The 13,982-nt window shown below is 72.1% G+C and carries 14 protein-coding genes and 1 riboswitch; of the genes, 4 read left to right on the plus strand and 10 right to left on the minus strand.

Features of this window, described 5'->3' with window-relative positions; genetic code table 11:
- Positions 1-6: 6 nt before the first annotated feature.
- Together MTS1_RS07250 and MTS1_RS07255 are read right to left on the minus strand one after the other, a co-directional pair.
- Positions 7-759: an MIP/aquaporin family protein gene (locus MTS1_RS07250; protein ID WP_023952721.1), complete on the minus strand. Its 753-nt coding sequence runs from the start codon at positions 757-759 to the stop codon at positions 7-9.
- Positions 760-863: 104 nt separating this feature from the next.
- Positions 864-2,582 (minus strand): glycerol-3-phosphate dehydrogenase/oxidase, encoded by a 1,719-nt coding sequence (locus tag MTS1_RS07255; protein WP_023952722.1) that lies wholly within the window; start codon positions 2,580-2,582, stop codon positions 864-866.
- A gap of 121 nt (positions 2,583-2,703) precedes the next feature.
- Between MTS1_RS07255 and MTS1_RS07260 the strand changes: the two genes are divergently transcribed.
- Positions 2,704-3,684, plus strand: a complete 981-nt coding sequence (locus MTS1_RS07260; protein WP_023952723.1) for a sugar-binding transcriptional regulator — start codon at positions 2,704-2,706, stop codon at positions 3,682-3,684.
- Between the two features lie 22 nt (positions 3,685-3,706).
- Here the strand turns inward: MTS1_RS07260 and MTS1_RS07265 are convergent, their stop codons facing one another.
- From MTS1_RS07265 to MTS1_RS07275, 3 genes are all read right to left on the minus strand, one after another.
- Positions 3,707-4,495, minus strand: coding sequence for an energy-coupling factor transporter transmembrane protein EcfT (locus MTS1_RS07265; RefSeq protein WP_023952724.1), 789 nt, complete (start codon positions 4,493-4,495; stop codon positions 3,707-3,709).
- On the minus strand, positions 4,492-6,024 hold the full coding sequence (locus MTS1_RS07270) for an ABC transporter ATP-binding protein (RefSeq protein ID WP_023952726.1): 1,533 nt from the start codon (positions 6,022-6,024) through the stop codon (positions 4,492-4,494). Before MTS1_RS07270 ends, MTS1_RS07265 begins: the two co-directional genes overlap by 4 nt.
- Positions 6,025-6,026: 2 nt before the next feature.
- On the minus strand, positions 6,027-6,662 hold the full coding sequence (locus MTS1_RS07275) for an ECF transporter S component (RefSeq protein WP_023952729.1): 636 nt from the start codon (positions 6,660-6,662) through the stop codon (positions 6,027-6,029).
- Positions 6,655-6,764, minus strand: a riboswitch (TPP riboswitch). It overlaps the preceding gene by 8 nt.
- A gap of 37 nt (positions 6,765-6,801) precedes the next feature.
- On the opposite strand from MTS1_RS07275, the gene MTS1_RS07280 reads away from it, so the two are divergent.
- The gene (locus tag MTS1_RS07280) at positions 6,802-8,154 is read left to right on the plus strand and encodes a D-alanyl-D-alanine carboxypeptidase (protein ID WP_023952731.1); all 1,353 of its coding nucleotides are present in this window, start codon (positions 6,802-6,804) and stop codon (positions 8,152-8,154) included.
- Here the strand turns inward: MTS1_RS07280 and MTS1_RS07285 are convergent.
- The 3 genes from MTS1_RS07285 to MTS1_RS07295 all read right to left on the minus strand — a co-directional run bounded on the left by MTS1_RS07285 (position 8,117) and on the right by MTS1_RS07295 (position 10,879).
- The gene (locus tag MTS1_RS07285; RefSeq protein WP_144083376.1) at positions 8,117-8,785 is read right to left on the minus strand and encodes a class I SAM-dependent methyltransferase; all 669 of its coding nucleotides are present in this window, start codon (positions 8,783-8,785) and stop codon (positions 8,117-8,119) included. The two genes, MTS1_RS07280 and MTS1_RS07285, sit on opposite strands and share 38 nt — an antisense overlap.
- A complete protein-coding gene (locus tag MTS1_RS07290; protein ID WP_023952735.1) occupies positions 8,785-9,708 on the minus strand; it encodes a DnaJ domain-containing protein in 924 nt (307 codons plus the stop codon). The genes MTS1_RS07285 and MTS1_RS07290 overlap by 1 nt, the downstream gene beginning before the upstream one ends.
- A 100-nt stretch (positions 9,709-9,808) precedes the next feature.
- Entirely contained in the window at positions 9,809-10,879 is a 1,071-nt protein-coding gene (locus MTS1_RS07295) for an enoyl-CoA hydratase/isomerase family protein (RefSeq protein ID WP_023952736.1), read from the minus strand.
- 86 nt (positions 10,880-10,965) lie between these two features.
- On the opposite strand from MTS1_RS07295, the gene MTS1_RS07300 reads away from it, so the two are divergent.
- Together MTS1_RS07300 and MTS1_RS07305 are read left to right on the plus strand one after the other, a co-directional pair.
- Positions 10,966-11,898 carry an ATP-binding cassette domain-containing protein gene (locus tag MTS1_RS07300; RefSeq protein WP_023952737.1) on the plus strand — a complete coding sequence of 311 codons (933 nt, stop codon included), beginning with the start codon at positions 10,966-10,968 and terminating at the stop codon, positions 11,896-11,898.
- A complete protein-coding gene (locus MTS1_RS07305; RefSeq protein ID WP_023952738.1) occupies positions 11,895-12,716 on the plus strand; it encodes an ABC transporter permease subunit in 822 nt (273 codons plus the stop codon). The genes MTS1_RS07300 and MTS1_RS07305 overlap by 4 nt, the downstream gene beginning before the upstream one ends.
- Here MTS1_RS07305 and MTS1_RS07310 read toward each other — a convergent pair.
- Both MTS1_RS07310 and MTS1_RS07315 read right to left on the minus strand, forming a co-directional pair.
- Entirely contained in the window at positions 12,683-13,102 is a 420-nt protein-coding gene (locus MTS1_RS07310) for a hypothetical protein (protein ID WP_023952739.1), read from the minus strand. The two genes, MTS1_RS07305 and MTS1_RS07310, sit on opposite strands and share 34 nt — an antisense overlap.
- Before the next feature lie 70 nt (positions 13,103-13,172).
- Positions 13,173-13,970: a uroporphyrinogen-III synthase gene (locus MTS1_RS07315; RefSeq protein WP_023952740.1), complete on the minus strand. Its 798-nt coding sequence runs from the start codon at positions 13,968-13,970 to the stop codon at positions 13,173-13,175.
- Between the last annotated feature and the right edge of the window lie 12 nt (positions 13,971-13,982).

The raw sequence follows: 13,982 nt of genomic DNA on the forward strand, positions 1-13,982 counted from the left end.
AGAGGGTCAGGCGAGGCCGAGCAGGGCGCCGGCAGCGAGTGCCGCGAGCGTACCGCCGATGAGGGGTCCGACGACGGGAACCCACGCGTACGACCAGTCGCTCGATCCCTTGCCCTTGATCGGGAGCACGGCATGCGCGATGCGCGGGCCGAGGTCGCGGGCGGGGTTGATCGCGTACCCGGTGGGACCGCCGAGCGACGCGCCGATGCCGACCACGAGGAGGGCGACCGGCACCGCGGTGAGGGGGCCGAGCGAGCCCGGCGTGCCGATCTCGATGTCGCCGTAGTCGGCGAACCCGAAGATGACGAACACGAGCACGAAGGTCGCGATGATCTCGGTGACGAGGTTCCAGCCGTAGGCGCGGATGCCGGGGCCGGTCGAGAAGACGCCGAGCTTGTTGGCCGGGTCGGGCTCGGCGTCGAAGTGGTCGTGGTAGGCCAGCCAGCAGAGCACGGCGCCGAGGAAGGCGCCGACGAACTGGGCGGCGATCGCGACGAGGAACTGGACGAACTCGATCTTCCCGCCCACCAGAAGCCCGATCGAGACCGCCGGGTTCAGCTGAGCGCCCGAGTACGACGACACGAGCACACCGGCGAACACCGCCAGGCCCCAGCCCCAGTTGATCATGAGCGTCCCGCCGCCGAGACCCTTCGACTTGGCGAGGATGACGTTGGCGACCACGCCACCGCCGAGCAGGAGCAGCATCGCCGTTCCCACGAGCTCCGACACGAAGTAGAGCCCGAGATTGATGTCGTGCATGTCAGCGTCGACCTTTCTGCAAAATCATCGCGCGGCGGCGTCGCCGTGCGAGAGGGCGGCCCGAGGGTGATCCGGCGTCGGGCCTCGCCGGGTCTGTGAGCGCGTCAGGCGGGGAGAGGCGCGAGGCGCGACGTGCGGACGTCGATGCGGTGGGCCTCTTCGAGTGCCTGCGCGGCCTCCTCGACCTGAGCGCGGACGGTCTCCGCGTCCCAGCCGAGCACCGGAGCGGCCGCTTCGGCGACCTCGGTGAGGGTCTCCATCGAGACACCGCCGACGAAGGCGATCGAGGTGCGGCGCAGCAGCAGGTCCATGAGCGTGACCACCTCTTCGCGCTCGGCGAGGAAGGCGATCTCCTCGACGGAGTAGCCGGGCGCGTGCCCGAGCTCCTGCTGAGCGACCGGGAGCGCGGCGAGCACCTCCTGCGCGTAGGTGCCGTAGCGCTCGAGCATGCGATCGGCGAACTCGGCGGAGTGCGCACCGCGGCGGGCCTCGATCCAGCGCCGACGCTGAGCGACGCTGCGGGGGTAGCCGGCACCGCCGCCGATCGCGAGGTCGGTGGTCGCGACGCGGCGCGGGCGCCGCATCAGCTCGAGGACGTCGGTGGCGAGGTGCTCGGCGAGAGCGCGGAAGGTCGTCCACTTCCCGCCGACGAGGCTGAGGACGGGCACGTCGCCGAGACGGTCCTTCTCGATGCGGTAGTCGCGGGAGACGAAGCCCGGAGCGAGGTCGTCGTGCCGCGGGAGGGGACGGATGCCCGAGAACGTGTAGACGATCTGCGAGCGGTCGACGGCGATGTCGGGGAAGACCTGGCCGATCAGATCGAAGAAGTAGTCGATCTCGTCGTCGGTGCAGACCGTGGGGCGGCTCGGGTCGGCGTCGATGTCGGTCGTCCCGACCATGACCCGGCCCTTGAGCGGGTAGATGAGGACGATACGGCCGTCCGCGGCCTCGAAGAAGATCTCGTTGCCGCCGGTCGCCTCGAGCAGCGAGGTGTTGTCGAGGACGATGTGCGACCCCTTCGTGCCGCCCATGAAACGGGTCGGGGTGCCGAGCGCGCTGTTGGTCAGATCGGTCCAGGGGCCGCTGGTGTTCACGACGACGTCGGCCGTGAACGGGAACTCCTCTCCCGTGACGTCGTCGCGGATGATCACCGACGACCCGTCGGCGCCCACGACCGGAGCGTAGTTCGCCGCGCGGGCGGAGTCCTCGCGTGCGCCGTCGCGCAGCACGTCGAGCGCGAGGCGCTCGGGATCGTGCATCGAGGCGTCGTAGTAGGTCGCGGTGTAGCGGAACCGCTCGTCGAGCTCGGGGAACTGCGTCCGCGAGCTGCGGCGGCCGCGGAACCGGTGACGAGGCACCGACCCGCCGTCACGCGAGAAGGTGTCGTACATGATCAGACCGACCTTGATCAGCAGCGCGCCGCGCTCGCGCGGCTTGCCGCGACCGTGCGTCACGAGCAGCCGGAACGGGGCGGCGAGGATGCCCGAGAAGGTGCGATGGATCGGGATCGTCGTCGGCAGCGGCTTGACGAAGTGGGGCGCGTTGCGCACGAGACGGTTGCGCTCGGTCACCGACTCCTTCACGAGACGGAACTCGCCGTTCTCGAGGTAGCGCACACCGCCGTGGATCATGTGGCTCGACGCGGACGATGCGCCGCTGACGTAGTCGCCGCGCTCGACGAGTGCCACGTCGACCCCCTGGAGGGCGAGGTCGCGGAACGTCGCGATCCCGTTGATGCCTCCGCCGATGACGAGGACCTCGGCATGTGGGCGCTCGCGCAGGGCTCGGATGTTCGCGCGGGTGGTCGGCGTCGACTCGGTCATACTGCATCCTTTTCCACGGCTGTCCCGATCTACACTGGGGTCCACCGCACGAATGCGCAACGGTCATGCACGAACGTGCACCGGCGCTGCGGCGATGCACGAACGTGCAGGACGGATGACGATGAGCGCGGACGCCGAGGCCGAGGCACGCACACGGGACGCGCTGCGCGCGGCGCAGCTGTACTACGTGCAGGACCGCACGATGGATCAGATCGCGGCCGAGATGACGCTCTCGCGCTCCTCCGTGTCGCGCCTGCTCGCTCACGCGCGCGACATCGGACTCGTCGAGATCACGGTGCACTCGCCGCACGAGGCGAACTCCGTGGTCGCCCGGCGCCTGTCCGAGCGCTTCGGCATCTCGGTTCACGTCGTCAGCACACCCCCGCGCACGAACGACGCCGAACGACTCGAGCGCACGGCGCGCACGGCGGCCCACGTCCTGTCGTCGACCCTCGACCCCGACGCCAGCATCGGCATCGCGTGGGGAGCCACGGTGTCGGCGATCGCCCGCCATCTGCCGACCAAGCGGCTGCACGACTCGCAGATCGTGCAGATGAACGGTGCGGCCAACGAGTCGACGTCGGGGATCTCGTACTCCGGCGCGATCCTCGAGCGGTTCGGGCAGGCGTTCGGCACCGACGTGCAGCAGTTCCCGGTGCCCGCCTTGTTCGACGACCCGCTGACCAAGCAGCTGCTGTGGCGCGAACGGTCGATCCGGCGCGTCCTCGACGCGCAGTCGCGCGTTCAGGTGTTCGTCTTCGGGCTCGGCTCGCCTCACGCCGACGTCCCCTCCCATGTCTACGCCGGCGGCTACCTCACCGGTGAGGACCTGCGCTCGCTGCTGCGCGACGGCGTCGTCGGCGACTGCGCGACCGTGTTCTACCGCATCGACGGCTCGGCGACCGGCATCGAGCTCAACGCCCGCTCGAGCGGCCCGTCGCTCGAAGCGATCCGCCGCATCCCCCGTCGCCTGTGCGCGGTGTCGAGCCTGACCAAGCTCGACGCGCTGCGCGGCGCGCTCGCGGCGGGACTGATCACCGAGCTCGTCGTCGAGGAAGCGCTCGCCCGGCGGCTGGCGGAGACCACGGTCGGAGCGGCCTGAGGCCCGATCTCGGGACGCGACCTCAGGACGGACCGAAGATCGGGTGGAAGGCTCCCACCGCGACCGACACCGCGACCGCCGTGGCCGAGATCACGAGCCCGCCCGCCATGACCGCGACATCGGATGCCGCCAGCCGCGACTCCCGTGCCCACGTTCGACGTCCGGGTGCGCCGAAAGCCCGCGCCTCCATCGCCGTCGCGAGGGCGGAGCCGCGCCGGATGGCCAGCACGAGCAGCGCGAACGCCATGCCCAAGGCGCGCCGCAACCGCCCCGCGTCGGCAACACCGCGGGCCCGCCGCGCGAGCGCGAGCGCGCGCCAGTCCTCGGTCAGCAGACCGAGCATCCGCATCCCCGCGAGGCCCCCGATGACGAACCGGGCGGGAAGACGCAGGATCTGCGCCAGCCCGTCGGCGAGGTCGGTCGGGTCGACCGTGATGAACAGCACGACGGCCGGGAGACCGATCGCCAGGACGCGGAGCGCGGCTGCCAGTCCCAGCGCGAGAGACCCCTCGCTGACGTGGACGAACGCCCAGGAGAAGACCTCCGCTCCGCTGCGTTCCCCATAGAGCGAGATTGTCACCGCGGCCGCCGGCGCGGCGATCCACAGCGGCAGCGTCCGCACCCAGAATCGGCGCCAGCCGACACCCGAGGCGAGCAGGAGCGGCAGCTCGAGGAGCAGGGCCACCCCGGCCGAGACCGGGTCGATCGTGATGACCAGCGGCAGCGCGATGAGCAGTGCGGCCAGCAGCTTCGCCACGGGGTTGAGCGTCGCGACGCCACGTCGGACAGGGGACGGTGCGATGGCCGTCATGCGCCGACTCCGGCGGGCGCGTCCAGGGCGAACCGGCGTGCCGAGAGGGCGTCGAGCACCGCGTCGTCGTGCGTGATCGCGATCACCCCGCGCGGGCCGCGATCGTCGACTCCGTCTCGAAGGGCGGCGATGATCGCGACCAGCTCCGACCACGTGCGCGCGTCCTGGCCGTAGGTCGGCTCGTCGAGGACCACAACCCGGGGACGCGCCGCCAGCATCGCGGCGACGGTCAGGCGGCGCTTCTCGCCGCCTGACAGCGTGTAGGGGTTCGCCGCGGCGAGCGGGGCGAGCCGGAGCCGCTCCAGCAGCTCGTCGACGCGCGCTGTCATCTCGGTTTCTTCGAGCCCGAGAGCGCGCGGCCCGACCTCGAGCTCGGCGCGGACCGACGAGCGCAGGATCTGGTGCTCCGGCTCCTGCAGCACGGTGCCGATCCTGGTCAGCAGCGCCGTCGAGGTCCATGCCGCGGGGTCGGCGCGGTCGGCGCGGTCGCGTCGCCGGGAACGGCGCAGGAGCGCCGCTCCCGCCGCCAGATCGTCGGCCGCGCGCACGGCGCCGCCCTGCCCGGGGAGCAGCCCCGCGAGCGTGAGGCCGAGGGTCGACTTGCCGGTGCCGTTGGGGCCCACGACGCCGAGCACCTCGCCGGCGCGCAGGTCGAGGTCGAGGGGGCCCGCGACCGGCACGTCCGTCGCGCGCCCGACGACGAGGCCGTCGGCCGACAGCAGCACGTCGCCGGGCGGAGAGGCCGGCCGCGGGGGGACGACCGGACGGATGCCGGGCACCCACACCCCCGAGGCCGCCAGCTCCGCGCCGCGTTCGGTCAGCACCGTCCGCGGGTCGCCGTCCGCGACGACGCCGCCGCCGGGTGCGAGGACGATGACCCGGTCGACGAGCGGGAGCCACGCGTCGATCCGATGCTCGATCACGACGAGGGTGGCTCCCGTGGCATCGAGCGCGCGGGCGACGGCGTCCCGCACATCGATCACACCCGCCGGATCGAGGTTCGCCGTGGGCTCGTCGAGCAGCACCGCGCCCGGCTGCATCGCGACGACGCCCGCGAGCGCGAGGCGCTGCTTCTGCCCTCCCGATAGCGCGGCGGTCGACCGGTCGAGCGGGACGTCGAGCCCCACGGCATCCAGAGCAGCGCGCCCCCGGCGCCAGATCTCGTCGCGCGGCACGGCGAGGTTCTCGCATCCGAAGGCGACGTCGTCGCCCACCCGCGCGAGGATCGTCTGACTGTCGGGGTCTTGGAGGACCAGCCCCACCCGACCCCGGGCGTCCGCCGCCGGCTGACCGTCGACGAGGAGCCCACCCTCCTGTTCGCCCTCGTCCGCTCCCCCGAGCACACCGGCGAGACCCTGCAGCAGCGTCGACTTGCCCGATCCCGATGCTCCGAGCAGCAGCACCCGCTCGCCGGCCCCGATGCGGAACGTCGTCTCGCGCGCGGCCCACGCGCGACGTGTGGCGTAGCGCCACCCCCAGCCGCGGGCTTCGAGGGTCGCGGGTCGCGCCGCGCCGGCGTCTTCGCCCACCGTCAGACGCGGGCGGTGGCTTCGCGCCCGGCCGCGAACCTGCTCAGGGCTCCCGTCCGCGCCAGGGCACGCGTGATGAGCCACCCGCCGAGGCCGGCGATGACCGCGCCCGAGACCGTCGTCGAGGCGATGTAGACCGACGTGAACAGCGTGTCAGCACCGGGGTACCAGAGGACGCGGTCGTTGATGCCGCCGGCGAGGCCCGCCCCGGCGCCCGCGAGGAGCGCGACCGGAAGACGCCACGACGCGTAGAGGAAGACGAGGAAGATCAGTTCTGCGCCGAGTCCCTGCACGAGGCCGGAGACGATCGTGAGCGGACCCCACTGGTTGCCGACGAGCGCCGAGATCACCGCCGCGAGCAGCTCGGTGTACAGCGCCGCACCGGGTTTGCGGATGATGAGGCCGCCGAGCACTCCGGCGATGAGCCAGGGCCCCGCGAGCAGCCCCTGCAGGCCGGGGAGCAACGGCGTCAGCGCGGCGGACGGCCCCTGATAGGCGACGTTCCACAGCAGGAACACCGCGGCGCAGGCGACGCCGATGACGCTCGCGATGACGATGTCGACGACGCGCCAGCGGAAGCGGCCGGGCGTGCGCCCGGTACGACGATCGGACTCGGTGGTGGACGCAGCAGCGTGCATTCTCTCTCCTCCCTGCGCCGGCATGATCCGGATCAGGTTCGACGGTCGAAGCGTGGATCGCTTCCTCTCAGCCCGGCTCACCGGACTCCCGTGGTTGTCGATGAAGTATATCGGCGCACGCGCGTTGTACGTTGGGCGGGTGACCTCTCCCGCCCCGCGCGTCGCCCTCGCGTGGCTCGACGACGATGCCGTCGCCAGCGGGAACGACCGTCGTGACGCCGCCGCTTCAGCGGGACCGTACACGCTCGCGCACGCCGAGCTGCTCACCGAGCCCCCTCGACGCTCGGCCGCACCGGCCGTGCTCTCGACGCTGGGGGTCGCCGCGCTCACCGTGGGCGGATACACGGCGGCGACGCTGCTGTGGCCGCTCGACGCCGTCGCGCCCGACATCCTGCCGGCCGCCCTCTCGGCGCCCGCCGCGCCCGTCGCACAGCCCGCGTGGCCGGCCGAGGGCGCCGGCGCCACGGCCGTCGGCGGCTTCGCGGCAGTGTCGGCATCATCCGGCGAGCCGGAGTCGATCGCGAGCATCACGAAACTCGTCACCGCCCTCGTCGTGCTCGATCGGATGCCGCTCGCCGACGGCGAGCAGGGCCCGGAATTCGCGTTCACCTCCGCCGACCGCCGGGAGTACCGCGCCTACCTCGCCGACGACCAGTCGGCGCTCGACGTTCCCGTCGACGGTGTCCTCACGCAGTACCAGCTGCTCCAGGGAGTGCTGATCGGGTCGGCGAACAACTACGCCGACCGGCTCGTGTCCGAGCTCTGGCCCGACGAGGACGCCTACGTCGAAGCGGCGAACGCCTGGTTGCAGGCGCATGGCCTGGGCGGCGTCACCGTCGTCGATTCGAGCGGTATCGACCCGGAGAACACGGCGGCACCGGCATCCGTGATCACCCTCGCCGAAACCGCGATGTCGAACCCCGTCATCTCGGGCATCGTCGGGCAGCGCTCCGCCGAGCTGCCGGGCGCCGGATTCGTGGAGAACACCAACGCTCTGCTCGCCGACCCCGCGGTCGTCGGAGTCAAGACGGGCAGCCTGTTCGGCTCGTACAACCTCGTCGCCGCGAAGGACACCGACGTCGACGGCGTCAACGTCCGCGTCTACGCGACCGCCCTCGATCAGCCCGACGACGAGACCCGCCACTCCGCGACGGCCGCGCTGCTCGATCGCACGATCAGCGAGATCGCGGCCTCACCGGCTCTCCCCGCGGGAACCGTCGCGGGAACCGCGACGACCGCGTGGGGCGCGACCTCCGAGATCGTCACCGAGTCCGACATCCGTGTCGCACTGTGGAACACGCAGTCGTCTCAGGCCGCCGCGAACGTCGAGCTCGGCGATTCGCGCGGCGCCGGCGACGAGGCCGGCGAGCTGACGCTCACCGGTCCGCTGGGCACGGCGACCACGGCCCTGCGCCTGACCACAGACATCCCCGACCCGGACGTCTGGTGGCGCCTCAGCCACCCGCTGCAGCTGTGGGGCCTCGCGGACTGACCTCGCGACGCACGAGCACGAACCCCTGCGCATGACGCTCTCCATCTCGCGCCGGCCGCTCGAACGCTTCGAGCACGATGAATCCGTGAGCGACGAACTCCGCCGCGACATCGTGCGGATCGTGCAGGACTGCGTCCAGGGCAACGTCGTGACCGTAGGCACGCTCGATCCGCCGCGTTCCCCTGCCGCTTTGGAACCCGAGGAGGACGAGTCCACCGGCCGCCGTGACGCGCGCGGTCTCGTCGGCGATCGCCGCGAGCTCGTCCGCGTTCGCGTGGATCACGGAATACCAGGCGAGCACCCCGGCGACAGACCCGTCGGCCAGCGGCAGTTCCGCGAGGTCCGCCGAGTACAGATCGGCGAACGAACACTCCGCCCGAGCCTCCGCGATCATCCGGGGCGAGAGGTCGACCCCCACGAAACGCAGGTCCGGGCGGCGGTCGCGCATCTCTCGCAGCATCCGTCCCGACCCGCACCCGGCATCCAGCACGCGCGCGGCGTTCGGCAGCTCGGCGAGGAAGTGCTCGAGCATCGCGAGATCCGCCGGGGCTTCGAACGACGCGTCCGGCAGCAGGGCCGCGTAGGCGGCAGCGACAGTGTCGTAAGCCGCGCGCAGCGATTCTCGCGACATCACACGAAGCGGACGGTCTGCTGCAGGCGGGTGCGGACGTCGAAGAGCTCGTTGCCGCCGATCTCGCGCGCCCCGGCGACGCCCCGGCGCAGCACGGTGGCGAGCGCGGAGCGGCCGACCACGGCGATCGCGAGCCCGCGCACGCGTCCGAGCTCCTCGATGGCCTGCACGACGTCGTCGTCGGGCAGGACGACGATCGCGCCGCTGAACTTCACGCGAGCCGCGCGGCTGAGCGCGCGCGCCCGATGCACGAGCGTCGCGATCGGCGAGTCGACGCCCTCGCCGATCAGCTCGCCCCGCCGGGTGCGCACGGGGGTGCCGAAGTCCTCGGACAGCACGGCGTAGAGCCCCGAGGGCCCGAGCACGACGTGGTCGAGCTTCGCCTCGGGATCCCGCGGATCGGCGGCGACGTCGTGCCAGACCGTGTATCCCATGCCGAGGTCGGCGACGACCCGGGCGGTCGCCTCCTCGGCGAGCGCGTCGGCCAGCAGCCGCCTGATCTCGTGCGGCGCGGTGCGGACGAGGGCGGGGTCATAGGGGTCCTCGACCGGTGCGCCGCGTCCCACCCACTCCCGGATGAGGGTCAGGTAGCGCTCGCGACGCCAGCCGCCGGGCTGACCGAACGACCGCGCCCGCGGGCGCGTGTCGGCGGGTCGCTGCGGCGGCCGCCACGTCGGCGCATCGGGCGAGAACGTCGGTGCGTCCGCGAAACCGTGACCGCGGTCGTAGGCGGCCCGGGCAGCGGCCGTGCCGACGAGGTCCCACGCGCGCTGCACCTGCACGAACGTCACGGCGTCGCCGCCGGTGTCGGGGTGCGTCTGCCGCAGCCGGAGGCGGTAGGCGCGGCGGAGCTCCTCGTCGTCGACGTCGGGCGCGACCCCGAGCACGTCGTACGCAGAGGCGGACAGCGGACTGTCGAACACGAACCCTCCCTCGTGCGGCGCTGCCCCGGGACGGCGCGGACGCACAGCATCCCGAGACTATTACCTTGCCCGGAGGTGCGGCCCGGACGGACGCGCGAACTCAGTCAGTCCATAGGGCGAGTGCCGGCTCGAATGCGAACGCCTGCGTCACGACATCCGGGGCGAGATCGTCGCGGGATGCCGGTGACCACGAGGGAGCCCCGTCCTTGTCGACGAGGCGAGCGCGAATGCCCTCGACGAGGTCGGGCTGCGTCGTGGCGAACCAGAGCACGAGACCGTACTCCTGCGCCAGGACGGCCCGGAGCTCGTTCCGCTCGCGCGCTGCGCGGACGGCCGCGAGCGTCACGGCGAGAGCGGTCGGCGGAAGGGTCTCGAGCAGCTCCGCCGTCGCTCGCGCGTCCGGCTCGGCCCGATCCCGCAACCGTCCGATGATCTCGGCGACCGAATCGGCGGCGAAGGCGTCGTCGATCCAGGGCCGGGCGGCCTCGAGGCGAGCGGGCCCGGCGGTCTCGTCGAACAGGAGGACGAGCTCGGTCGCGGTCTGCGGATCGGCGCGGCTGACGAGAGCGTCGCGCAGATCGTCGAGCCGCTCGGAGGGAACGAGGTGGTCGGCGAAACCGGCGTAGATCGCGTCGGCGGCGTCCATCGACTCGCCGGTCAGGGCGAGGAACTCCCCCACACGACCCGGCGCGCGGGCGAGCAGCAGGCTCCCGCCGACGTCGGGGGTGAACCCGATGCGGACTTCGGGCATCGCGAGGCGCGACCGTTCGGTCACCACGCGCACCGCCGCATGGCCGGCGAGCCCGATGCCGCCTCCCATCGTCACGCCGTCGGCGAAGACGACAACGGGCTTCGGATACGCGGCGATGCGCGCGTTGAGCGCATACTCGGCACGGAAGAAGTGGGCCGTCTCGGCCACATCGCCCGCGACGATCTGGTCGTACAGGCCGCGGACGTCGCCGCCTGCGCACAGCCCGCGCTCCCCTGCACCGTCGAGCAGCACGGCATCCACACTCGGGTCGTGCTCCCACGCGTCGAGCGCGGCGGCGAGGTTCTCGATCATGCCGAGATCGAGGGCGTTGATGGCTCGCGGGCGGTCGAGCGTGAGGTGTCCCAGCGCACGATCGACACGGGCCCGGACACGCGAATCGGATGCTGCGGCGTCGGTCACCCTCGCCACGCTACCGCCCGGAGTTCGCGGTGAACGCGGCGTGTCGGGCAGGATGGGAGCCGAACCACCCGGCGAGAGGGGGCGCGATGGCGGACGGACAGGTGCTGGAGTTCACCGACGTGGCCAAACGTTTCGGCCCCGTCGCGGCGGTCGACGGTCTGACGGCGCGGGTCGAACCCGGCGCGGTCACCGGCTTCCTCGGGCCCAACGGCGCCGGCAAGACCACGACGCTGCGTATGCTCCTGGGCCTCATCGCCCCGACGTCGGGCTCGGCGGCGATCGGCGGGCAGCGCTACCGCGATCTGAAGCACCCGCTGCAGACCGTCGGCGCCGTTCTCGAGTCGTCGAGCTTCCACCCCGGCCGATCGGCGGCGGCGCACCTGCGGGTCTACGCGCACGCCGCCGGGATCCCCGCGTCCCGCGTCGATGACGCCCTCGGCATCGTCGGTCTCGGCGACGTCGCCGGGCGGAAGGTCGGCGGGTTCTCGCTCGGGATGCGGCAGCGCCTCGGCCTCGCCTACGCACTGCTGGGCGACCCCGGCGTCCTGGTCCTCGACGAGCCGACGAACGGACTCGACCCCGAGGGCATCCGCTGGATCCGCCGCTTCCTCCGAGACCTCGCCGCCGAGGGACGCACCGTTCTGGTCTCGTCGCACCTGCTCGCGGAGGTGCAGCAGTCGGTCGATTCGCTCATGATCATCACGCGCGGCCGCCTCGTCTACCAGGGCGGCATCGAGCACGTCGTGCCGCAGGACGAGATCGCGACCGTCGTCGACGCCGAAGACCGCGAGGCGCTCCGCCGCGCCATCTCGGCCGCCGGCTTCGAAAGCGACGAGCGTCGCACCGGCCTCGCCGTGCGCGGAGCCGACGCCCCGACGGTCGGACGCATCGCCGCCGACGCCGGCATCGCCCTGACCGCGCTGCAACGGAAGGGCCCGGCGTTCGAAGAGGTCTTCCTCGAACTGGTGAGCGGCGCGCGCGTGCACCCGTCGGCCGCCACCGGGGAGGAGACGCGATGAACCTCGTGAACGCGACCCGATCGGAACTGACGAAGCAGTTCTCCACCTCGGTCTGGTGGGTGCTCCTGATCGTGCTCATCCTGTACATCGGCGGAACGGCCGGGGGCATGGCCGCCGTCTTCGCGGCCGGCGAGAACGGTTCCCTCCCCGGCACCACGTCGTTGCCGACCGGGCTCGGCGACCGACTGCCGAGCCTCATCTACGGGCTCGCGACCGCCATGGGATACGTCTTCCCGCTCGTCGTGGGCTCGCTGCTGGTGACCGGCGAGTACCGCCACAAGACCCTGACACCGACCTTCCTGGCCACGCCCCGGCGCGGCGTCGCGCTGGCCGCCAAGATGATCGCCGGCGTCGTGATGGGTCTCGTGTTCGGCGTCGCCGCCGTCGGGTCGACGGTCGCCGCGGGCGGGGGGATGCTGGCGCTGTTCGGCGTCGACCCGCAGCTCGGACGCCCCGAGACCTGGGCGTTCCTCGGACGGATGCTGCTCGCCCTCGTGCTCTGGGTGCTCGTGGGCATCGCGCTCGGCACCCTCATCCGCAACCAGATCGCCGCCGTCGTCGGCATCCTCGCCTTCACCCAGTTCGTCGAGCCGATCGCCCGCGTGGGAGCGAGCATGGTCGACGGGCTGGCCGACGTCGTGCGCTTCCTTCCGGGCGCCGCCTCGGATGCGCTCGCGGGCGACAGCATCTACGCGGCCATGGGCGGCAGCGCCGGTCAGCCGCTGGAGTGGTGGGCGGGCGGGCTCGTGCTCGCGGCCTACGCGGTCGTGTTCGCTGTGATCGGCTACGCCGTGTCGTGGCGGCGCGACGTCGCCTGATCGACCAGGTCCGCGACGTCTGCGGGCTCGTTCTCAACCTCGAGGCGCAGGGCTCGCACGAGCGCGACCCCGTGCCGGGTCGTCAGGATCAGCCGCTGGAACTCGTCGTCGCCCTCGAGATCGACCACGACCGACGGCCGGCGACGCCGGACGAGCACGAAGTCGGTGCCGCCGGCCGACTCGAAGGAACCTGCCGCGATGACCGCGGGCACCAGAAGCCCCGGGCGCGGCACGCCGCGCAGCCACGACCACGCGTCATCCGTCAGCTGGACGCGCGCGATGTTCTCCCGTGACACCAGGACATTCCGCTGACGGAATGCCGCGGCACGCTCGGTCGCCGACAGCACGACTTCGAGCTGAGCGGAGTCGAGCAGAAGCGTCACCATGCATCTCAGTCTGCCAGTCGGACGCTCACGAAATGCTCACAGACCGGCAACGATCGCCGCCACGATCACGTCACGACGCGGGAGCGTCGGATGCCGGCGATGGCTGGCGTGCGATCGCATCGATGAGCGACGAGATCGTCGTCTCGGCCGCGACCACGTCGACGGCGAGACCGAGCTTGCGCGCGTCTCGCGCGGTTCGGGGACCGATCGCCGCGATCAGGGTCGAGGCGGGAAGGTCGGGGAACTGCTCGCTGACCTGCTCGGCGACGGAGCCGCTGGTCACGAGCACGGCGTTGATGCGCCCGCTCGCGACATCGGCGGCGATGCGCTCGGTCACCGGGACGCCGACGGTCCGGTAGGCCACGACGCTGCGGACATCGTGACCAGCTTCGACGAGCATCCGGGTGAGGACGGGTTTGGCCACCTCGCTGCGCAGCGCGAGGACGCGCGTGGGCTCGGCCTCGATGGCAAGGATCTGCTCGGCCAGCCCCGCCGCCGAATCGTCTTCGTCCGGCACGAGATCGACGCGGTACCCGACGGCGGTCAGCGCGGCGGCCGTGGTCTCGCCCACGGCGGCGACGCGGGTGTGCGCCGGGATCTCCGCCCGGTAGGCGTAGAGCACGTCGACGGTGGTCGCGCTGGTCAGAGTGATCCAGTCGAAGGCTCCCGCCGCGAGCTCGGCGAGTGCCCCCTCGAGATCGGCGACATCGGTCGTGGGCGCGAAGTTGACGAGCGGCGCGATGACCGGCGTAGCGCCCTGCGAACGCAGGAGAGCCGCGACCTGGTCTCCCCACGGGCCTCCGCGCGGCACGAGCACGCGCCACCCCCGAAGGGGCTTCTGCGGCTCGGGGCCGGGCTCGACATGCATATGGTGGCTCTC

Origin of the sequence: Microbacterium sp. TS-1, from assembly GCF_000509385.1 — a bacterium.
Taxonomy (GTDB): Bacteria; Actinomycetota; Actinomycetes; order Actinomycetales; family Microbacteriaceae; genus Microbacterium; species Microbacterium arborescens.